Source organism: Bradyrhizobium sp. 2TAF36 (assembly GCF_052114925.1).
GTDB lineage: Bacteria > Pseudomonadota > Alphaproteobacteria > Rhizobiales > Xanthobacteraceae > Bradyrhizobium > Bradyrhizobium barranii.
Map to the genome: position 1 here is coordinate 1 of NZ_JBFRFR010000002.1, position 20,459 is coordinate 20,459.

A 20,459-nucleotide genomic window follows, 5' to 3' on the forward strand; every position below is an offset into this window, starting at 1 on the left:
GCCCACATCCGCTCCATTTCGTCGAAGTCGCCCGTTGAAAAGGCGGCGTAGAAGGCCGCGTTCGCGGCGATGACCTTTTTGTCCTTTGCCATGCCTCTCGGGTGGGGCAATGGCAGGCAAAAATCAAGCGCGACTTCCGTCCGACTTTGCGTTCGATTTGGACCGCAGTGCAGCATTGCCTGCTTTGTGGTCACGCCGAGACAAGTGTCTCCACCGCCCGCCGCGCGCCGTCCTTATAGAGACGGCTGAGCGCCATGGTCACGGCCTCGCGCAGGCGCGGCTCAGTGCCCAGCGGTCCGAACACTTTCTCGACCCCGAGCAATGYCTGCGCAAGCCGTTCAGCGACGGGACCCGCCTCGCGCGCCAGCGCGGCGAACTCGGCGGCGAGCGGATCGCGAACGTCGATGGCGCGGCCCTGCTCGTCGCGTGCGGTGACGTAACGCATCCAGCCGGCCACCGCGAGCGCATGCGTCGCGATCGGCAGGTCTTTGCGCAGGCGATCCTGCATCGCGCCGAGCAGGCGCTGCGGAAGCTTTTGCGAGCCGTCCATCGCGATCTGCCAGGTACGGTGATGCAGCGCGGGGTTGGCGAAGCGCTTGAGCAGCGAGGCGCGATAGGCGGCGAGATCGGTGCCAACAGGCATCGTCAGCGTCACCGCGGCCTCTTCCATCACCTGCGCGGCGAGACGGGCGAAATGCGGATCCAGCATGGTGTCGGCGATGGTCTCGTAGCCCGCGAGATAACCGAGATAGGCCAGCGCCGAATGGCTGGCGTTGAGCAGCCGCAGCTTCATCAGCTCGAACGGCTTGACGTCGGTGACGAGCTCGACACCGGCGGCGGCGAAATCGGGCCGCCCCGCCGTGAAGCGGTCCTCGACCACCCATTGCGTGAACGGCTCGGTCATCACAGGCCAGGCGTCGCGCATGCCGAGCGCGTTCGAGATCGCATCCCGGTCGGCGTCCGTCGTCTCCGGCACGATGCGGTCGACCATGGTCGACGGGAAGGCGGTGCTATCGGCGATCCACTTGCCGAGGTCCTTCGACCGGAGCGCGGCGAACTGCGTCACGATCCGCTGCACGGTGTGGCCGTTGGCGGCGAGATTGTCGCAGCAGAGCACGGTGAAGGGCGCCAGCCCCTGTGCGCGCCGGCGCGCCAGTGCGGCCACGATGAAGCCGGGCGCCGAGCGCGGCGCGTCAAAATTGTTGAGATCGTGCACGACATCCGGATGCCGCTCGTCGAGATCGCCGGTCTGCGGCGTGTGGCAATAGCCCTTTTCGGTGACCGTCAGCGAGACGATGCGAATGGCGGGATCGGCCATCCGATCGACCAGTGCTGCCGGCTTCTCGCGCGCGACGACGCTGTCGAGCAGCGCGCCGATGACGCGGTGTTCGGTGCCTTCGGCGGCACGTACGGCCACAGTGTAGAGATGATCCTGCGGGGCGAGGGCGTCGCGCGTATCCGGGCTGCGCAGGCTCGCGCCGACGATACCCCAGGACGAGTTGCCTGCGGCAAGGCAGTCGTCGATGACGACGGCTTGGTGCGCGCGATGAAAGGCGCCCAGGCCCAGATGCACGATGCCGGGCGTAACGCGCGAGCGGTCATAGGCCGGGCGGCGGATGGCGGACGGCAGCCGGTCGAGATTGGCGCGGCCAAGACGCGTTGAACTATGGCGCATGGTCGTCTCTCCCTGTGTTTGGCCGCTGCTTGACATGGCGCCTGTCCTCGGTCAATGCTCCGGTCAATTGGTAAGACCAATTTTCCAAAATTGGCGGGCCGCCGGGACGCGATGCTTCCCGGCGAGACCCTTTCGGGGAGGCCAGCGTGCCGCTGGAAGCTGTGGAGGCGAGACGGCTTTACCGCCAGGTCGCCGATCAATTGCGAAGCCTGATCGACAGCGGCGAGTACGCGGTCGGCAGCCGCTTGCCGACCGAGCGCGAACTCGCCGAACAGCTCAGGATCTCGCGGCCGACGGTGCGCGAGGCCCTGATCGCGCTCGAGGTCGAGGGCCGCGTCCGCATCCGCGTCGGCTCCGGCATCTATGTGACCGAGCCGGCGGACGCCGCGCCTGCGCTTCCGGCCGCCGGCATCGAAGGCCCGTTCGAGCTCTTGCGCGCCCGCGAATTCCTGGAAAGCGCGATCGCCGAGCAGGCCGCGCGCGTGGCGACCAAGGACGATATCGACCGCATCAATGCGTCGCTTGTCGCCATGGAGAATGTCGAGCATCCCGGCGAGGCCTCGATGGTGCACGATCGTGCCTTCCACGTCGCGATCGCCGGCAGTCTCGGCAATGCCGTGCTGGTGCGCGTGGTCGGCGAGCTGTTCGACCAGCGCCTCAATCCCTATTTCGCGCAGCTTGCGCATTACTTCGAAAGCCCGGGCACCTGGCGCACCGCGCTCGACGAGCATTGCGCCGTGCGTGACGCGATTGCGGCGCATGATCCGGACGCCGCGCGCGAGGCCATGCGCAAGCATCTAGCGCGCTCGCAGGAGCGCTTTGCGCAGAACTTTGGTGCCGAGACCGCCGCGGGATCGCCCGCGGAGCGAGGCCGGGTCGCGCGCACGCCGGCGAAACCGGCAAAACCAAAACGCGCGAAGACGCAGGCCAAAAGCGGCAGCGTGCGGCGACGATGAGATTGGGCGGCTCGTCCCGGGTTTGGGGCGGGCAAACAAGAAGCAGACTTTAGTCAGTGGAGGATAAGTCAGTGTTGAAGAAGATGACGATGGTGCTGGCGACTTCGGTCGCGGCAATGTTCGCGGCGACCAATCCCGGCATGGCGCAGACCAAGCTCAAATGGGCCCATGTCTACGAGACCTCGGAGCCGTTCCACACCGCCTCGGTCTGGGCCGCGCAGGAGATCGGCAAGCGCACCAACGGGCGCTATACCGTCGACGTCTATCCGGCGTCGCAGCTCGGCAAGGAAGCCGACATCAACCAGGGCCTCTCGCTCGGCTCGGTCGACATCATCATCTCCGGTTCGAGCTTCGCGGCCAAGAGCTTCCCGCCGATCGGCGTGACCTACTATCCCTACACCTTCCGCGACGCCGACCATCTCCTTGCCTACACCAAGAGCGACATCTTCAAGGAGCTCGCCAAGGGCTATGAGGACAAGAGCGGCCACCACATCGTCGCGGTCACCTATTACGGCGTGCGCCAGACCTCGTCGAACAAGCCGATCAAGACCTGCGCCGATCTCAAGGGCCTGAAGATGCGCGTGCCCGACGTTCCGGCCTATCTCGCCATGCCGCGCGCCTGCGGCGCCAACACCGCGCCGATCGCGTTCGCCGAAGTCTATCTCGCGCTTCAGAACGGCACCGTCGAGGCGCAGGAGAACCCGCTGACCACGATCGAGGCCAAGAAGTTCTACGAAGTGCAGAAACATATCGTGCTGACCGGCCACATCGTCGACCACCTCAACACGGTGGTGGCGGGCGCGCTCTGGAAGAAGCTCAGCGACGAGGACAAGAAGATCTTCACCGACGTCGCCCAGGAGGCGGCTGCGAAAGCGACCGCTGAGATCAAGCAGAACGAGGCCAAGCTGGTTTCCTTCTTCAAGGAGAAGGGACTGACCGTGACCGAGGTCGACAAGAACGAGTTCCGCGACATCGTGCTGAAGAACGTTGCGTTCGAGACCTTCGGTTATCGCAAGGCCGACTGGGAACGCATTCAGGCGGTGAAATAACCGAGACCCTCATGGTGAGGAGCGCGAAGCGCGCTCCGGACGATGCTTCGCATCGCCGGGCGAACCATGAAGGCCCGGATGTCGCTCGGGCGTCGCCCGAGGCCATCCTTCGAGACGCTTGCTTCGCAAGCTCCTCAGGATGAGGAGCGGAGTTCGTAGAATTAAGTCGTCGTTCCGGGTTCGGCTCTTCGAGTCACCCCGGAATGACGATTAAGAGGTTGAGGAGTAACCCCATGTCCACCGCCGAAATACACCGGCAGATCACCGGGGACGAGATCGCCCACACCTTCGAGGAAGAGGCGGTGCCGAAGGTCGATCTCGGCGTCTACGCTTTCGAGGACTGGGTGGCGCTGGTGATCTTCTGGGTGATGGCGCTTGCTGTCTTCCTCCAGTTCTTCACCCGCTACGTCCTCAACGACAGCTATGCCTGGACCGAGGAGATCGCGACCTACTGCCTGATCGGCGTGGTCTTCATCGGCTCCTCGATGTGCGTGCGGCTGTCGCGGCACATCCAGGTCGATCTGATCTACCGCTATCTGCCGCATGTCGTGGCGCGCGCGCTGGCGACCGCGATCGACCTGATCCGGATCGCCTTCTTCGGCTACGCCATCAAGCTGGTCTGGGTCTACATCCAGATCATCGGCGACGAGTCGATGACCACGATCAATCTGCCCAAGGACTACGTCTATTACGCCGTGCTGGCGGGCTTCGTGCTGATGTTCGTGCGCTCGGTGCAGGTGGCCATCCAACATTCGCGACAGGGCTATTCGATCCTCGAACGTCCCGGCGCCTACGACGGTTTTGAGGGGTAAAGTTATGTTGCTGTTGCTTGGAGGCTTCCTCGTCCTGATGCTGCTCGGCGTTCCCGTGGCGATCGCCATGGCCGCGTCGTCGCTGCTCTACATCCTGGTCAGCGGCGTGACGCCCGATGTCACGCTGGCGCAGCGCATGATCGCCGGCGTCGAGAGCTTTCCGCTGCTCGCGGTGCCGTTCTTCATCCTGGCCGGCAATCTCATGAACATCGCCGGTGTGACCGGCCGCATCTACAAATTCGCGGTCGCGCTGGTCGGCTGGATGCGCGGCGGCCTTGGTCACGTCAACATCATCGGCTCGGTGATCTTCTCCGGCATGTCCGGCACCGCGATCGCGGATGCCGCCGGTCTCGGCACCATCGAGATCAAGGCGATGAAGGACCACGGCTATTCCACCGAGTTCTCCGTCGGCGTCACCGCGGCCTCAGCCACGCTCGGGCCCATCATCCCGCCGTCGCTGCCCTTCGTGATCTACGGCATGATGGCGAACGTCTCGATCGGTGCGCTGTTCCTGGGCGGTGTCATTCCCGGCATCGTCATGACGCTGCTGATGATGGCCACGGTCACCTATTTCGCGCACAAGAACAAATGGGGCAGCGACACGCCGTTCTCCTGGCCGCAGCTCGGCTCGGCCGGCCTCGAGATCGCCATCGTGCTGGCTTTCCCGCTCGCGATCTGGCTGATGGTGCTGGCCGGCATGTCGACCAACATGGCCGTTGTCATCGGCCTCGGCGCGCTGCTCGCGATCGACTGGTACTTCGACTTCTCTGCGGTGATGGCGCTGATGGCGCCGGTCATCCTGATCGGCGGCATGACGCTCGGCTGGTTCACGCCGACCGAGGCCGCGGTCGCCGCCGTGATCTGGTCGCTGTTCCTCGGCCTCGTCCGCTACCGCACGATGACCTTGAAGACCGTGGCGAAGGCGACCTTCGACACCATCGAGACCACGGCCTCGGTGCTGTTCATCGTCACGGCAGCCTCGATCTTCGCCTGGCTGCTGACGGTGTCGCAGGCAGCCCAAATGCTCTCGGACTGGATGCTCAGCATCACCCACAACAAATGGGTGTTCCTGGCGCTCGCCAACGTCCTGATCCTGTTCGTCGGCTGCTTCATCGACACCACCGCGGCGATCACCATCCTGGTGCCGATCCTGCTGCCGATCGTGCTCAAGCTCGGCATCGATCCGATCCATTTCGGCCTGATCATGACGCTGAACCTGATGATCGGCCTGTTGCATCCGCCGCTCGGCATGGTGCTGTTCGTGCTCGCCCGCGTGGCCAAGCTCTCGGTCGAGCGCACGACGGTCGCGATCCTGCCCTGGCTGGTGCCGCTGATGGTCGCGCTGATCGCGATCACCTACATTCCCGAACTGACCCTCTGGCTGCCTAAATACATGGGACTCTCCAAATGACCTCCACCGCTCTCGCCGCAACCCTGTTCGGCCCCGAAGATCTGCGCATGATCGAGCATCCGCTCGACAAGCTCGCTGATGGCATGGTGCGCATCCGCTTCGGCGCCGGCGGCATCTGCGGCTCCGACATGCATTATTTCCGTCATGCCCGGACCGGCGATTTCGTCGTGAAGTCGCCACTCGTGCTCGGCCACGAGATCTCCGGCGAGGTCGTGGAGATCGCAGGTTCCGCAGCGAACCTGAAGGTCGGCGACCGTGTCGCCGTCAATCCGTCGCGCTGGTGCGGCCATTGCGTCGCCTGCCGCGAGGGACGGCCCAATCTCTGCGAGAACATCTACTTCATGGGCTCGGCCTCGAAGACGCCGCACATGCAGGGCGGCTTCGCCAATTATTTCGACGCGGTCCCCGCGCAATGCGTGAAGATCCCCGACCACGTCTCCTATCAGGCCGCGGCGCTGGCCGAGCCGCTCGCGGTCTGCCTGCATGCGGTGGCGCGCGCCGGCAACATCGAGGGCAAGCGCGGCATCATCTTCGGTGCCGGCCCGATCGGGCTTTTGACCATGCTCGCCGCACACCGCGCCGGTATGGCCGACATCACGGTGGCGGACATCGCGCCGGCGCCGCTCGCCTTTGCGACCCGGCTCGGCGCCTCTCACGTCGAGAACGTCTCGAGCGGCGAGGAAGRACTGAAGGCACAGGCCGCATCGCGTCCCTATGACGTCGCGTTCGAGGTCTCGGGCACCGCCGCGGGCCTTGCCAGCGCGATCGGCATTGTCAGGCGCGGCGGCATTGTGGTGCAGATCGGCAATCTGCCGGGCGGCCAGATTCCGACGCCGTCGAATGCGGTGATGGCCAAGGAGATCGACCTGCGCGRCTCGTTCCGCTTCGGCTTCGAGTTCATGACCGCAGTGGAACTGATCGGCGCCGGCAGCGTCGACGTGCTGTCGCTGGTCACCGCCGAGCGGCCGCTGTCGACCGCGCCGGACGCACTGCGGCTGGCGCTCGACCGCTCGCAGAGCGTCAAGGTCGTGCTGACCGCGAACTGATTCTTTGTTTTGACGCGTTTCTTCACGCGAACCGGTATCCACTTCGCTCGAAAACGCTTTAGGAGAATTTCGATGATGCTCGAGGGATGGCGCTGGTACGGTCCGGATGATCCGGTGTCTTTGGACGATGTCAGGCAGGCCGGGGCGACGGATATCGTCTCGGCGCTGCATCAGGTGCCGATCGGCGAAGCCTGGACACGCAAGGCGGTCGAGGAGCGCAAGAACTTCATCGAGCATGGCCAGCCCGGCCGCTCGCAACTGACCTGGTCGGTGGTGGAGTCGATTCCGATCCCCGACGACGTCAAGCGGCTCGGGGCCAACGCGACGGCCTCGATCGAGGCGTGGATCGCGAGCCTCGAAGCGGTGGCCGCGGCCGGCATCAAGATCATCTGCTACAATTTCATGCCGGTGGTGGACTGGTGCCGCACCGATCTGGAGTGGGAGCTGCCGAACGGCGCCCGCGCCATGCGCTTCGACCAGGACCGCTTTGCCGCGTTCGAGCTGCATATCCTGAAGCGTCCCGCCGCCGTTCAGGAGTATTCGCCCGAGCAGCAGGCTCGCGCCAAAAAGCTGTTCGAGAAGATGAGCCAGGCCGATATCGACTACCTCGTCATGGTCATCGCTAGCGCGCTGCCGGGCTCGACCACCGAGCCGATGACCATCCCGCAATTCCGCGACCGGCTGGAGACCTATCGCGACATCACGCCAAAGATCCTGCGCCGGCATCTCGCCGAGTTCCTGGGCCGCGTCACGCCGGTCGCCGAGCAACTTGGCGTCTCCCTGACGCTGCACCCGGACGATCCGCCGCGCCCGCTGTTCGGCCTGCCGCGCATTGCCTCGACCGCCGACGACTATCAGGCGCTGTTCGATGCCGTGCCATCCAAGGCCAACGGCATCTGCCTGTGCACCGGCTCGCTCGGCGTGCGCGCCGGGAACGATCTGCCCGCGATGGCCGAGCGCTTCGGCCCGCGCATTGCGTTTGCGCATCTGCGCGCGACCAAGCGCGAGGCCGACGGCCTGTCCTTCTACGAGTCCGACCATCTCGACGGTGACGTCGACATGGTCGCGGTGCTGAAGGCGCTGTTAAAGGAGAACGCGCGGCGTTCGCCCGACAAGAGAATCGTGTTCCGTCCCGACCACGGCCATCGTATGCTCGACGATCTCGCCGCCACCAAGCGCACCAATCCCGGCTACACCGCGATCGGCCGCCTGCGCGGCCTCGCCGAACTCCGCGGCGCGATCAGGGCGATCGAGCATCGATAGGAGACCGGCGGCGCCATCAGGCGAGAGATCGCCGCGATGGCGGCCGCTGACAGCATCAGCGGCGCGATGGCAAGATGATCGTCGCGCAGAGCATGCCGCGAGCGGAGTTGAGAAATGCGCCTGACACAGTGTCATAATTTCCACGATTTCCGGCGGCTGGCGCGCCGCCGACTGCCCGGTCCGATCTTCGACTATATCGACGGCGCGGCCGACGATGAGACCACCCATCGCCGCAACAGCGCGAGCTTCGAGCATTGCGACCTTCTGCCCAACGTGCTGCGCGGCGTGCAGGACGTCGATCTCTCGGTCACCATCATGGGCCAGAAGCTCGCGCTGCCGTTCTACTGCTCGCCGACCGCCCTGCAGCGCCTGTTCCATCATGAAGGCGAGCGTGCCGTCGCCGCTGCCGCGGCGAGCTACGGCACCATGTTCGGCGTCTCCTCGCTGGGCACGGTGTCGCTCGAGGAATTGCGCAAGGCCCACGACACGCCGCAGGTCTATCAATTCTATTTCCACAGGGATCGCGGTCTCAACCGCGCCATGATGCAGCGCGCCAGGGACGCGGGCGTCGAGGTGATGATGCTGACGGTCGACAGCATCACCGGGGGAAATCGCGAGCGCGATCTGCGCACCGGCTTCAGCATTCCCTTCCGTCTGACGCCTGCGGGCATGTTGCAGTTCGCGATCAAGCCGATGTGGGGTATCCAGTATGTCAGCCACGAAAAATTCAGGCTCCCGCAACTGGAGGAGCACGTCGACATGAGCGGCGGCGCCATGTCGATCGGCCGCTACTTCACGGAAATGCTGGATCCCGCGATGAATTGGGACGATGTCGCGGAGATGGTGCGGACCTGGAACGGCCCGTTCTGCCTGAAGGGGATCATGTCGGTGGAAGACGCGCGCCGCGCGGTCGATATCGGCTGTGCCGGGATCGTCCTTTCCAATCATGGCGGCCGCCAGCTCGACGGCTCCCGCTCGGCTTTCGATCAACTCGCCGAAATCGTCGATGCCGTGGGCGACCGCATCGACGTGATGATGGACGGTGGCATCCAGCGCGGAACCCATATCCTGAAAGCGCTGTCGCTCGGGGCCAAGGCGGTCGGGCTTGGACGATACTATCTCTATCCGCTCGCCGCCGCCGGCCGGCCCGGCGTCGAACGGGCCCTCGGCCTGCTGCGGGCCGAGCTCGTGCGCGATATGAAGCTGATGGGATGTACGTCGATCAGCCAGCTATCGCGCGCCAATCTGCGCTTTCGGCCGGGGTAGCGCGCGGTGATCGTTCGGCCTCAATAGCAGGCAGCCATCGCGCCGAGCTTCGGATAGAGCAGGTCGATCGCGGCGATCTCGCTTTTCATCTGCGCGATGATCCAGTCGCGGATCTCGGCGGCGATGGGGCGCATCGGACGGTTGCGCGGCGGCAGGAATTCGCAGATGCGCCGCGTGGTGGTGAGCGTCTCGGAGGCCGGCACGAGCGCGCCGGTCAGGAGCCAGTGCGAGGCCACCGTCAGCCAGCCGAGTGCGATGCCCTGGCCCAGCAGGGCGGCCTGCATCACGACGGCATAATCGGTGAAGCTCAGCGCCTTGGCCGCGCCGCGGCGGCCGGTCAGAAGCGAGGTGTAATCCGCCGCCCAATCGCCCGGCGTCTCGGCGAGGCGAATGATGGTGTTGCCTTCAGCGGGATCGGTCTCGCCGAGATAGCCAGGGCTGCACATCGGCAGCATGACTTCCTTCATCACCAGCGTGCCGCCGGATGACGGCTCGTCGCGGTCACGGAATCGCATGCCGAGGTCGACATTCTCCACCGGCCCGCGTAGCGCGCCGGAGATCAGCTGGAAGCGCAGATCGACCTCGGGAAACTGCTTCTGGAGCTTGTCGATGCGCGGCATCAGCCAATGCGTGGTGAAGGCGGAGGAGACCGACAGCGTCACCGTCTCGGTGCCCTTGCGGCGCCGCTCGATCTCGACGAGCCCGGTCTCGATGCTGCGAAAGCCTTCGAGCACGCGGCGATAAAGCAGCTCGCCTTCCTCGGTGAGCACCGCGCGCCCCGCAGTGCGGTCGAACAGGCGGACGCCGAGATGCTCCTCGAACTGTCCGAGCATGCGGCTTACCGCCGGCTGCGTGACGTTGAGCTCGGCTGCTGCCGCCGTGAAACTGCCATTGCGCGCCGCTGCGTCGAAGACGAACAGGGCGTTACTGGAGGGCAGCATCCGGCGTAGCTCGGGCATAACGCCATGTTATGGACGCGGTGAGAATTTGGCAATTGCCGAGTTTTGCCAAGTCTGGTGTCATTGGCATCACAGCCTAAAGACAGGGCTTGCGAACGAAGATTTGGTGCGGTGCACGCTTCGGCCGTGAGTGCTCAAAATTCCTGTCTATAAAGCAGGCTTATGGCGCGCAGTGAGGCACGCCATTGCAGGGAACGAGGCGAGGTCGATCGTTGGACAAACGAGCGGAAAGCGTCGAGATCAGGTCCGCGAGCAAGGCGTATGGCCCCGTTCGCGCTCTCGACGACGTTTCGCTCAATGTCGGCGCCGGCGAATTCGTCTCGCTGCTCGGGCCCTCCGGCTCCGGCAAGACCACGCTGCTTGGAATTCTCGGCGGCTTCATCCTGCCATCGAGCGGAACCATCCTGTTCGGCGGTCGTGACGTCACCTGGATGCCGCCGCACAAGCGCGACATCGGCGTGGTGTTCCAGAACTACGCGCTGTTCCCGCATATGAGCGTCGGCGAGAACGTCGCCTTTCCCCTGCGCGCACGGCGCCTGCCGCAAGCGAGCTGGCCCGACAAGGTGCGCGCGGCGCTCGCGATGGTCGGTCTCGCCGGCTATGAAGAGCGCGGCATCGCGCAGCTCTCCGGCGGCCAGCGCCAGCGCGTGGCGCTGGCGCGTGCGATGATCTTCGAGCCGCGCCTGATCCTGATGGACGAGCCGCTCTCTGCGCTCGACAAGCAGCTCCGCGAATCCATGCAGATCGAGCTGCGCGCGCTGCACCGGCGCATCGGCGCCACCATCATCTACGTTACCCACGACCAGCGCGAGGCGCTGACCATGAGCGACCGCGTCGCCGTGATGAAGGACGGCCGGCTGATCCAGATCGACGCGCCCGAGCGGCTGCACGATCATCCCGCGGATTCCTTCGTCGCGAGCTTCATCGGGGAAGCGACGATGCTGCCGGTTCGCCGCGTCGATGCCTCCAGCGTCGCGCTCGGCAATGCGCTGCTGCGCAGCGCCCGTGCCATTCCCGATGGCGATGCCTTGATGCTGGCCGTGCACAGCGAAAAGCTCCTGATCGACGACGGCGCGCAGGATGCCGCCTGCAACCGGCTGACCGGAACGGTCACCGACATCGTCTACCAGGGCGAGAGCCTGCGCATCTTCCTGGCGCTCACCGATGGCATCGCGCTCAGCCTGCGCCAGCCGAGCTATCACCAGGCCTACAGCCGCATCCCGCCGCTCGGCGGCAGCCTCACCGTGACCCTTCACCCCGAGGACACCATCGTTGTCCCCAGGGCGGGGGACTGAACTCAAGCCCTGTTCAACCGAGAGAAGAAACCAAAGATGTCGTCAGCAGCCTCGTTCAGCAATTTCAAGGTTCTCACCTTCGACGTCGTCGGCACCTTGATCGATTTCGAGACCGGCGTGCTCTCCGCGGTGCGCAAGATCTCCGGCAAGTCGCCGGCCGAGCTCAGCGACGAGCAGATCTTCGAGCCCTACAAGCGCGGCCGCGACAAGCATTATGAGCGCTCGAGCGAGGCGATGTTCCACGTCTATCGCCATCTCGCCAAGGAGCTCGGGCTTCCCTCCGACGATGCGTCCTGCGATGTGTTCCAGCTTTCGGTGCTGCGCTGGGGGCCGTTCGCGGATTCGGTCGAGGCGCTGAAGCGCCTGCGCACGAAATTCCGGCTGGTCGCGATGACCAATGCCGACCGCGTCGCGCTCTCCTGCTACGCGCACGCGCTCGGCAATCCCTTCGACGACACCGTCTGCGCCGACGATACCGGCGTTGCCAAGCCGAACCCGGAGTTCTTCGCCTACAACAAGGGACGCCAGTCAGCTTTCGGCTACAAGCAGTCCGACATCCTGCACGTCGCGCAGAGCCAGTACCACGACATCGGGATCGCGCGAAAGCTCGGCTACAAGGTGTGCTGGATCGAGCGCCGCCAGGGCATCGGCGGGTTTGGCGGCACGCCGGCGGTGGAGACGCTGACCAAGCCGGACTTCCACTTCCCGACGCTGAAGGCGCTGGCGGACGCGGCGATCGGGCCGGCGTAAGGCATGAGCGGCGGCATGACACGGGACTGGAGCGCATTGCCATCGGCCAACTCGCTGTGGGAAGCCACGGCGGAGCCGGCGCGCGCGTTTCCCGTGCTGTCGGGCGAGCAACAGGCGGATGTGGTGATCATCGGTGCAGGCTACACGGGCCTGTCCGCCGCGCACCACATCGCCAAGAGCGGCCTGTCGCCGGTCGTGCTGGAGGCGAACCGTCCCGGCTGGGGCGCAAGCGGCCGCAACGGCGGGGTGATCACCGCAAAATTCCGCCTGTCGTTCCGCGAGATCGACGCCGCCCATGGCCGCGCCATGGCGCAGCGCATGTACGAGATCGCGCATGAATCGACTGACATGGTCGAGGAGCTGGTGTCCGAATTCGGCATCGCCAGCGCGGCGCTGACGCGCACGGGCCAGGTCAAGGCCGCGCATAACGAGACGACGCTGAAAGCCGCGATCGACGAAGCCAACTGGATGACGCGCGAGATGGGCTCCGCCGAGGTCCGCATCCTCGACAAACATGGCGTACGCGACGAGACCGGCTCGGACATTTTCGTCGGCGGCGTGCTCAATCCCGGCTCCGGCGGCATTCATCCGCTGAACTATCTGCGCGGGCTCGCCGATGGCGTCGCGCGCCGTGGTGTTCCGATCTTCCAGGAGTCGCCGGTGGTCAAACTCCGGCGTGAGAACGGCGGCATCGTCGCCGAGACGCCGCAAGGCGCGGTGCGCGCGAAACAGGCGATCATCGCCACCAACAGCTACTCCGATCTCACCAGCGCGACCGCGCACATGCAGCGCACGCTGATCCCGTTCCGCAGCGCCCTGGTCGCGACCGAGCAGCTGCCGCGCAATCTCGCGGGCAAGCTGATGCCGACGGGTCGGACCTACACCGAGACCAAGCGCATGATGCGCTGGTTCCGCATGGTCGACAATCGCGTCATCTTCGGCGGGCGCGGTGCTTTCGGCAAGCAGGACTCGCAAGCTGCCTTCGACGCCTTGCGCAAGGCGATGGTCGGCATCTTCCCGGATCTTGCCGATGTGCCGCTCGCCTACAAATGGTCGGGCCTCGTCRCGATGACGCTGGACTCGGTGCCGCATATCGGCCGGCTCGACGACCGCACGCTGGTCTCGATGGGCTACAACGGCGCGGGTGTTGCGATGTCGAGCCTGATGGGCCGCTATCTCGCCGCCTTCGTGCGCGGCGAGACGCCCGAGGTCGGGCTGCTCGATATCAGGCGCATGAAGACGATCCCGTTCTATCCGCTGCGCGAGCCCGCCGTGCGCATGGTCGCCGGCTGGTACCAGTTTCTCGATGCGATCGGTCAGTGAGATTATTTGGTGATGGAGGAGGCGAGGATGATGACGACACGCAATTTTGGATTGGGCTGTGCAATGCTGGGCGCAATCGGATTTACCACTGCGGCGAGCGCCGCCGAGCAGATCACCTTCGTCTCGCAAGGCGGCGCCTATCAGGCGGCGCAGACGGTGGCGATCCTCGATCCCTCCGCCAAGAAGCTCKGCATCACCATCAACCAGGACTCCATCCCGGACGCCTGGCCCGCGATCAAGACGCAGGTCGGCAGCGGCAAGCCGATCTGGGACGTCGTCGACACCCCGACCGGCAACTGCCTGCGCGGCGGCGAGCAGGGGCTGATCGAGAAGCTCGACTTTTCGAAGATTCCAAACGGCGCGGCGATGCCGGAGGCCTATCGCAGTCCCTATTCGGTGTCGTACGAGTTCTATTCCAGCGTGCTGTCCTACAGCCAGAAGACCTTCCCGAAGGACGCGCCGAACAGTTGGGCCGATTTCTGGGACGTGAAGAAATTTCCCGGCCGCCGCGCGCTGCGCAACCATCCGTTCGCGACGCTCGAGGCCGCGCTGATGGCCGATGGCGTTGCGCCCGACAAGCTCTACCCGCTCGACGTCGACCGCGCCTTCAAGAAGCTGGAAGAGATCAAGCCGCACATCACCGTGTGGTGGACCTCAGGCGCGCAGTCGGCGCAGCTCCTCAATGACGGCGAGGTCGACATGGAGATGGCCTGGAACGGCCGCGTCAGCGCGGTGGCCAAGGAGGGTGCAAAGGTCTCCTTCACCTACAACCAGGGCGTCCTTCAGAGCACCTCGCTCTGCATCCTCAAGGGCGCGCCGAATCTGGAGACGGCAGTCAAATTCGTCAACGAGGCCGTCGATCCCGTGCACCAGGCCAATCTGCCGCTCCACATCGACTACGGTCCGGGCAATCCGAAGGCGTTCGAGACCGGCGTGATCAAGCCCGAGCGCGCCGCGCAACTGCCGAGCGAGCCGGCGAATGCGGCCAAGCAGGCGCTGATGTCCTACGCCTGGTGGTCCTCGCCCGCGGGCGAGGCCGCCGAGAAGCGCTGGGCGTCGTTCATGCAGAAGTGAGCGAGGTCAGCCTTGGCGACATCCATGCCAGATTCCTCCCAAAAGCATCAGCGCCGCGAGCATGCGCTGATGCTGGCATTGGTGTCGCCGGCGCTGCTCGTGATTCTTCTCCTGATCGTACTGCCGGTCGGCTGGCTCGCCTGGCAGTCGATCTACCATGACGGCTTCACGCTGGAGAACTATCGCCGGGTCTTCACCGAAGACATCTACTGGCGCAGCTTTGCGCTGACCTTCGAGATCAGCCTCGCCGTCACCGTGATCGCGCTGCTGCTCGGCTATCCCGTGGCCTATCTCGCCAACGCAGTGCCGAAAGGGTGGAGCATCCTGATCCTGTCGCTGGTGGTGCTGCCGTTCTGGACGTCCGTGCTGGTCCGCGCCTATGCCTGGCTGGCGCTGCTCCAGCGCACCGGCGTGATCAACCAGCTCCTGCGCTATCTCGATGTCATCTCCGAGCCGCTCGCGCTGGTGCATAACACGTTCGGCACGGTGGTTGCGACCGTGCACATCCTGCTGCCGTTCATGGTGCTGCCGCTCTATGCCACCATGCAGAAGATCCCCGGTGATTTGATGCAGGCCGGCGCGAGCCTGGGGGCGAGCCCGTCGCTCACCTTCTTCCGGGTGTTCCTGCCGCTGTCGCTGCCGGGCGTGCTCGCCGGCTGCACCATGGTGTTCGTGCTCTGCCTCGGCTTCTACATCACGCCGGAATTGCTCGGCGGCGGCCGCACCGTGATGGTGTCGATGCTGGTGAGCCGCAATGTCGAGCTCTACAACCAGTTCGGCGCCGCGAGCGCGGTCGCCGTGGTGCTGCTCCTCAGCGTGCTCCTGATCTTCTTCGCCGTCAGCCGCTTCATCTCGCTCGATCGCGTGTTGGGGCAGAAATGACGCGCACTTCGCCCGCACGGATTGTCCTCTACGTGATCAGCGCGCTGGTGCTGGTCTATCTGATCCTGCCCGTGCTGATCATCGCGCCGATCTCGTTTTCCAGTGCGCGCTTCCTGACGTTCCCGCCGCCGTCGTTCTCGCTGCGCTGGTACCAGCAATATTTCGCCAATCCGGCCTGGATGCAGGCGACGCGGGTGACGCTGACGGTCGCGTTCTTCACGGTCCTGATCGCAACGCCGTGCGGGGTCGCGGCGGCCTACGCGATCAGCCAGTCGAAGCTGCGCATCATGCGCATCATCCACATGGCGCTGCTGCTGCCGCTGGTGGTGCCGATCATCATCACTGCGGTCGGCATCTTCTTCGTCTATGCAAAGGTCGGCCTGGTCGCGACCATGCCCGGCCTCGTGCTGGCGAATGTGATGCTGGGCCTGCCCTACGTCGTCATCTCGGTGCTCGCGGGCTTGCAGAGCTTCGATCCGGCGCAGGAGATGGTGGCGCGCAGCCTCGGCATGAACCGCCTGCGCAGCTTCTTCGCGGTGACGCTGCCGCAGATCAAGTCCAGCGTGGTCGCGGGCGGCATCTTCGCCTTCATCTCGGCGATGGACGAGACCATCGTCGCGCTGTTCATCTCCGGCGGCCAGTATCAGCCGCTGACCAAGCGCATGTTCACCGCGCTGCGTGACGAGATCGACCCGACCATCGCCGCGATCTCGACGCTGATGACGGTGGCGTCGTTCATGCTGGTGCTGCTGGCGAGCACGCGGGGCAAGAAGGGCGGGTGAGGGGGGCTCCGGCCTCCGCCGTCATCACCCGCGAAAGCGGGTGATTCAGTATTCCAGAGACGGTAGTGGTTCCTCGATAGGCCGCAGCGTACTGGATTCCCCGCCTGCCGCCTACGCTAAAGCTTCGGCGCCCCTGGACCGCAGCCCCGGCGAAGCCTTGGCGTAGCCGGGTCGCGGGGAATGACAGCAAGTGTGCGGCTAAGCCTTCGCTCCCAGCCACGCCAGGATCATCTCCACGATCTGCGTCCGGCTCTTTGCCAGCACCCTGGGCTCGCTGAGGTCGCGGTCGAACAGGGCGCCGAAGGTGTGGCGGTTGGCGACGCGGAAGAAGCAGTAGGAAGAGATGGCGAGGTGAAGGTCGATGGCGTCGACGTCGTCGCGGAAGACGCCTTCGCCGCGTCCGCGCTCGAGGATGCCGTCGAGCGTCGCGATCACGCTGGCGTTGAGCTGGCGCAGTTGCAAATTCTGCTTCAGGTGCTTGCCGTGGTGGATGTTCTCGATGCTGACGAGGCGGATGAAGTTCGGATTGCGCTCGTCATGGTCGAAGGTGGCCTCGATCAGCCGGCGCAGTCCTTCGCGGGCGTCGCAGCTTTCGATGTCGAGCTGGTCTTCCAGCGCGCGGATGCTGCGATAGGCCTCCTCCAGCACCGCGAGGTAGAGCTGCTCCTTGCCGCCGAAATAGTAATAGATCATCCGCTTGGATGTGCGCGTGCGCGCCGCGATCGCATCGACGCGGGCGCCGGAATAGCCCTCCGAGGCGAATTCGGCCATCGCCACTTCGAGGATGTCGCGCTTGGTGCGCTCGGGGTCGTTGGTGCGCTTCGATGGGGGCGGCATACGCTCGAGCATCACTGTTTCTCCCGCCAGTTTCCACGGATCACCTTGAAGGTGAAGGCAAATTTCACCCGTCTGGGCACTGATCCAATGCGTATTGCATAAACGTACTAGTTCGTACATCATCGCTCCAGACCAAAGTTGCGGCAACCAGAACCAGAAAACGCGCGCGAGGCGATCTGCCTGACGCGAACCGCACCGGCCACATGGGGAGGAGCTTTCAATGACGTTGACGTCAACCGCACCGCTGCGCGCATCATCCAGCGCGGAAGCCACGCCGAACAAGCTGCCGAAGCGCGCCGCGCTGGTCAGCTTCGTCGGCAGCATGCTCGAATACTACGACTTCTTCATCTACGGCACCGCGGCGGCGCTGATCTTTCCAAAAGTGTTCTTCGCCAATGTCGATCCCTCGACCGCGACGCTGCTCGCGTTGCTCTCCTTCGGCATCGGCTATATCGCCCGGCCCGTGGGCGCCGTCATCCTCGGCCATTTCGGCGACCGTATTGGCCGCAAGACGGTGCTCTTGTTCACGCTGGTTCTGATGGGCGGCTCGACGCTGGCGATCGGCCTGTTGCCGGATGCCAAGACGATCGGCAACGCCGCGCCTGTCATCCTGACGCTGCTCCGCCTGTTGCAGGGCCTGTCGGCTGCCGGCGAGCAGAGCGGAGCCAACTCGCTGACGCTGGAGCATTCCGCCAATTCGAACCGCGCCTTCTTCACGAGCTGGACCTTGAGCGGCACCCAGGCCGGCGCGATCCTTGCAACACTGGTGTTCATCCCGGTGTCGAGTCTGCCGGAAGACCAGTTGTTGAGCTGGGGCTGGCGCATTCCGTTCCTGCTCTCCGCGCTCGTGCTGCTGGTCGCCTACCTGGTGCGGAGGACCATGCCGGAAACGCCCGTCTTCGAAGACATCAAGGACAAGGCGCAGGTGGCGCGCTTCCCCGTCGTTACGCTCATGCGCGACTACTGGCCGGACGTGCTGCGCGTCATCGTCTGCGCGCTGATCGCGACCGTGAGCACGATGACCGCGGTATTCGCGCTCGGCTATGCCACCAGCAAGTTCGGCGTCGCCCGCCCGACCATGCTGTGGGCCGGCGTGCTCGGCAATGTCACCGCGCTGATCACCCAGCCGCTGTGGGCGCTGCTGGCCGACAGGATCGGCCGCAAGCCGGTGTTCATCGGTGGCGTGCTCGGCTGTGCGGTGCTGGTGTTCCCGTATTTCATGCTGGTGACATCGGGGAATACGCCGGCGATCTTCGCCGCGGCGATGATCCTCTCGGGTGTCATCTACGCCGCGCCGAACGCGATCTGGCCGTCGTTCTATGCGGAGATGTTCGACGCGCGCGTGCGTTACTCCGGCACGGCGATCGGCACGCAGCTCGGCTTCCTCGCCGCCGGCTTCACGCCGCTGGTGAGTGCGAGCCTGGTCGGCGAGGGGCCGAACGGCTGGATCCCCGTGGCAATCTTCGTTGCCTGCTGCTGCGTGATCTCGGCGGCATCTGCGGCAACCGCGCGCGAAACCCTCAATGTCGACATCGCCGATCTCGGCAAGCGGCACGCCTGAGTCGGGATGAGTGAAAGTCGCATGTTGACCAACGCAGTTTCGACCACGAGCGGGCCGATCATCGGCGCCGAGCAGAACGGCTTACGCGTGTTCAAGGGCGTGCCGTTCGCGACCGCGCGGCGTTTTGCCAGGGCGACACCGCCGCTCGCGTGGACGGAGCCGCGCCGATGCACGGACTACGGCGCTTACGCGCCGCAGCCCGGCCACCTCGATCATGCTGACGAGGAATCCTGTCTCAGCCTGAACATCTGGGCGCCGGCGGCGGATCACCCGCTGCCGGTCAAGTTCTTCATCCATGGCGGCGCCTTCGTCACCGGCGGCGGCGCCGATTATGACGGCTCCTTCCTCGCCGCCCACGGTCCGGCCGTCATTGTCACCATCAACTACCGGCTCGGGCCGCTCGGCTTTCTGCAACTGCATCGCTACGGCCTCACCGAAGCCAACAACCTCGCGCTCCAGGATACGCTCGCGGCGCTCGATTGGGTCCGTGCCAACATCGCGAATTTCGGCGGCGATCCGGATGCGATTACGCTGTCGGGACAATCCGCCGGCGCCTCCATGGTGATCGCGCTCGCAACCCTGCCGCATGCACGAAGCAAGTTTATCCGTGCCCTCGCGCTGAGCGCGCCTGGGCGCAACATCATGAGTGCGGGGCACGCCGACGATGTCGCGCGCCACGTGCTCGAGGAGCTCGAGCTTGCGCGCGATCCCAGCGCGATTGCGTCCGTGCCGCTGCCAAAGCTGTTCGCGGCGGTAGAGCGCGTCGGACGCAGGCTCGCGGACGAGACGGACGCAGGCACCGTGTTCGGTCCGGTGCTCGACGGGACCGTGATCGCGTGCGAGCCGCGCGACGTCTTCGCCGACGAAACTTTGCGCGACATTCCGCTCTGGCTCGGCTCCTGCCGCGACGAGATGGTGATGTTCCTGAAGAGCATGCCGCCGGCCGCGATGATCCGCACCACCGAGCGACAAGTGCGCGCGACGTTCGGCGATGCCGGCTGGTGCCGGCTGCTATCGTATTATCGCGCCAACGCGCGCCTCGACGAGGATCCGTACGAGGCGCTGTTGTCGGATGCGTTCTGGCATCGCCCCATGGCCGATCTCGCGCGGCGTCATGCTGCGGCAGGCGGCGCGGTGTGGTTGAGCCGGTTCGATCATCGCCCGGCGCTGGAGCCGTTCCTGTCGCAGGGACCAACCCATGGCGCGGACAATGCCTGCCTGTGGGCGCATCTGCCTGATTTCATCGATCGGCCGATCCTCAGGCGCAAGGGCGGGCCGATGACCCCGGCCGACATTGATGTCGCGGCGCGGTTTCAGGCGAGCGTCTTGCGCTTCGTCACGACCGGCATGCCGGACGTCGCGCAAGCCTGGCCGCAGTTCGAGCCGGGCCATGAGCCGCTCGCGATCTTCGGCCAGCCGTTTCACATCGTGCCGCTCAACAACGGCGCGCGCTTCCGCGTATGGGCGGAGCTATCGGCGCAGTCCGGAGCAGCGCAAGCTGTGACTGCGATGTAGCAA

General features: G+C 65.3%; 18 protein-coding genes and 1 pseudogene. 15 read left to right on the forward strand and 4 right to left on the reverse strand.

What is annotated here, in order from left to right:
* Window positions 1-92: pseudogene (locus AB4Z51_RS01155) on the reverse strand (nuclear transport factor 2 family protein); the annotation flags it as partial.
* 98 nt (window positions 93-190) lie between these two features.
* On the reverse strand, window positions 191-1,675 hold the full coding sequence (locus AB4Z51_RS01160; protein ID WP_441496880.1) for a mannitol dehydrogenase family protein: 1,485 nt from the start codon (window positions 1,673-1,675) through the stop codon (window positions 191-193).
* Between the two features lie 146 nt (window positions 1,676-1,821).
* Between AB4Z51_RS01160 and AB4Z51_RS01165 the strand changes: the two genes are divergently transcribed.
* The 7 genes from AB4Z51_RS01165 (at window position 1,822) to AB4Z51_RS01195 (ending at window position 9,478) form a co-directional block, all read left to right on the forward strand.
* Window positions 1,822-2,631, forward strand: a complete 810-nt coding sequence (locus tag AB4Z51_RS01165) for a FadR/GntR family transcriptional regulator (RefSeq protein ID WP_135216105.1) — start codon at window positions 1,822-1,824, stop codon at window positions 2,629-2,631.
* 89 nt (window positions 2,632-2,720) lie between these two features.
* On the forward strand, window positions 2,721-3,680 hold the full coding sequence (locus AB4Z51_RS01170) for a sialic acid TRAP transporter substrate-binding protein SiaP (RefSeq protein WP_071917185.1): 960 nt from the start codon (window positions 2,721-2,723) through the stop codon (window positions 3,678-3,680).
* Window positions 3,681-3,913: 233 nt separating this feature from the next.
* Window positions 3,914-4,492 carry a TRAP transporter small permease gene (locus AB4Z51_RS01175; protein ID WP_085405293.1) on the forward strand — a complete coding sequence of 193 codons (579 nt, stop codon included), beginning with the start codon at window positions 3,914-3,916 and terminating at the stop codon, window positions 4,490-4,492.
* 4 nt (window positions 4,493-4,496) lie between these two features.
* A complete protein-coding gene (locus tag AB4Z51_RS01180) occupies window positions 4,497-5,903 on the forward strand; it encodes a TRAP transporter large permease (protein ID WP_085405292.1) in 1,407 nt (468 codons plus the stop codon).
* The gene (locus tag AB4Z51_RS01185; RefSeq protein ID WP_441496881.1) at window positions 5,900-6,949 is read left to right on the forward strand and encodes an L-idonate 5-dehydrogenase; all 1,050 of its coding nucleotides are present in this window, start codon (window positions 5,900-5,902) and stop codon (window positions 6,947-6,949) included. Before AB4Z51_RS01180 ends, AB4Z51_RS01185 begins: the two co-directional genes overlap by 4 nt.
* A gap of 72 nt (window positions 6,950-7,021) precedes the next feature.
* Window positions 7,022-8,212 (forward strand): mannonate dehydratase, encoded by a 1,191-nt coding sequence (gene uxuA, locus AB4Z51_RS01190; RefSeq protein WP_085405290.1) that lies wholly within the window; start codon window positions 7,022-7,024, stop codon window positions 8,210-8,212.
* Between the two features lie 114 nt (window positions 8,213-8,326).
* Complete coding sequence (locus AB4Z51_RS01195) at window positions 8,327-9,478, forward strand: alpha-hydroxy acid oxidase (RefSeq protein ID WP_063981332.1); 1,152 nt, start codon at window positions 8,327-8,329, stop codon at window positions 9,476-9,478.
* Between the two features lie 20 nt (window positions 9,479-9,498).
* On the opposite strand, the gene AB4Z51_RS01200 is transcribed toward AB4Z51_RS01195, so the two are convergent.
* Window positions 9,499-10,437, reverse strand: coding sequence for a LysR family transcriptional regulator (locus AB4Z51_RS01200; RefSeq protein WP_085405289.1), 939 nt, complete (start codon window positions 10,435-10,437; stop codon window positions 9,499-9,501).
* Window positions 10,438-10,649: 212 nt separating this feature from the next.
* Between AB4Z51_RS01200 and AB4Z51_RS01205 the strand changes: the two genes are divergently transcribed.
* From AB4Z51_RS01205 to AB4Z51_RS01230, 6 genes are read left to right on the forward strand one after another with little or no spacing between them, the layout of a single operon-like run.
* Window positions 10,650-11,732, forward strand: a complete 1,083-nt coding sequence (locus AB4Z51_RS01205; RefSeq protein WP_085405288.1) for an ABC transporter ATP-binding protein — start codon at window positions 10,650-10,652, stop codon at window positions 11,730-11,732.
* 36 nt (window positions 11,733-11,768) lie between these two features.
* Entirely contained in the window at window positions 11,769-12,482 is a 714-nt protein-coding gene (locus tag AB4Z51_RS01210) for an HAD family hydrolase (RefSeq protein ID WP_085405287.1), read from the forward strand.
* 15 nt (window positions 12,483-12,497) lie between these two features.
* Entirely contained in the window at window positions 12,498-13,805 is a 1,308-nt protein-coding gene (locus AB4Z51_RS01215; protein ID WP_441496882.1) for an NAD(P)/FAD-dependent oxidoreductase, read from the forward strand.
* 27 nt (window positions 13,806-13,832) lie between these two features.
* Entirely contained in the window at window positions 13,833-14,879 is a 1,047-nt protein-coding gene (locus AB4Z51_RS01220; protein WP_441496883.1) for an ABC transporter substrate-binding protein, read from the forward strand.
* Between the two features lie 24 nt (window positions 14,880-14,903).
* Complete coding sequence (locus AB4Z51_RS01225; protein ID WP_244623317.1) at window positions 14,904-15,761, forward strand: ABC transporter permease; 858 nt, start codon at window positions 14,904-14,906, stop codon at window positions 15,759-15,761.
* Window positions 15,758-16,543 carry an ABC transporter permease gene (locus tag AB4Z51_RS01230; RefSeq protein ID WP_085405285.1) on the forward strand — a complete coding sequence of 262 codons (786 nt, stop codon included), beginning with the start codon at window positions 15,758-15,760 and terminating at the stop codon, window positions 16,541-16,543. Before AB4Z51_RS01225 ends, AB4Z51_RS01230 begins: the two co-directional genes overlap by 4 nt.
* 198 nt (window positions 16,544-16,741) lie before the next feature.
* On the opposite strand, the gene AB4Z51_RS01235 is transcribed toward AB4Z51_RS01230, so the two are convergent.
* Window positions 16,742-17,392, reverse strand: coding sequence for a TetR/AcrR family transcriptional regulator (locus tag AB4Z51_RS01235; RefSeq protein WP_085405284.1), 651 nt, complete (start codon window positions 17,390-17,392; stop codon window positions 16,742-16,744).
* Between the two features lie 208 nt (window positions 17,393-17,600).
* Here AB4Z51_RS01235 and AB4Z51_RS01240 point away from each other — a divergent pair, with 208 nt between their 5' ends.
* A complete protein-coding gene (locus AB4Z51_RS01240) occupies window positions 17,601-18,941 on the forward strand; it encodes an MFS transporter (RefSeq protein ID WP_085405283.1) in 1,341 nt (446 codons plus the stop codon).
* 21 nt (window positions 18,942-18,962) lie between these two features.
* Entirely contained in the window at window positions 18,963-20,456 is a 1,494-nt protein-coding gene (locus tag AB4Z51_RS01245; RefSeq protein WP_085405325.1) for a carboxylesterase family protein, read from the forward strand.
* The last annotated feature ends 3 nt before the right edge of the window (window positions 20,457-20,459 follow it).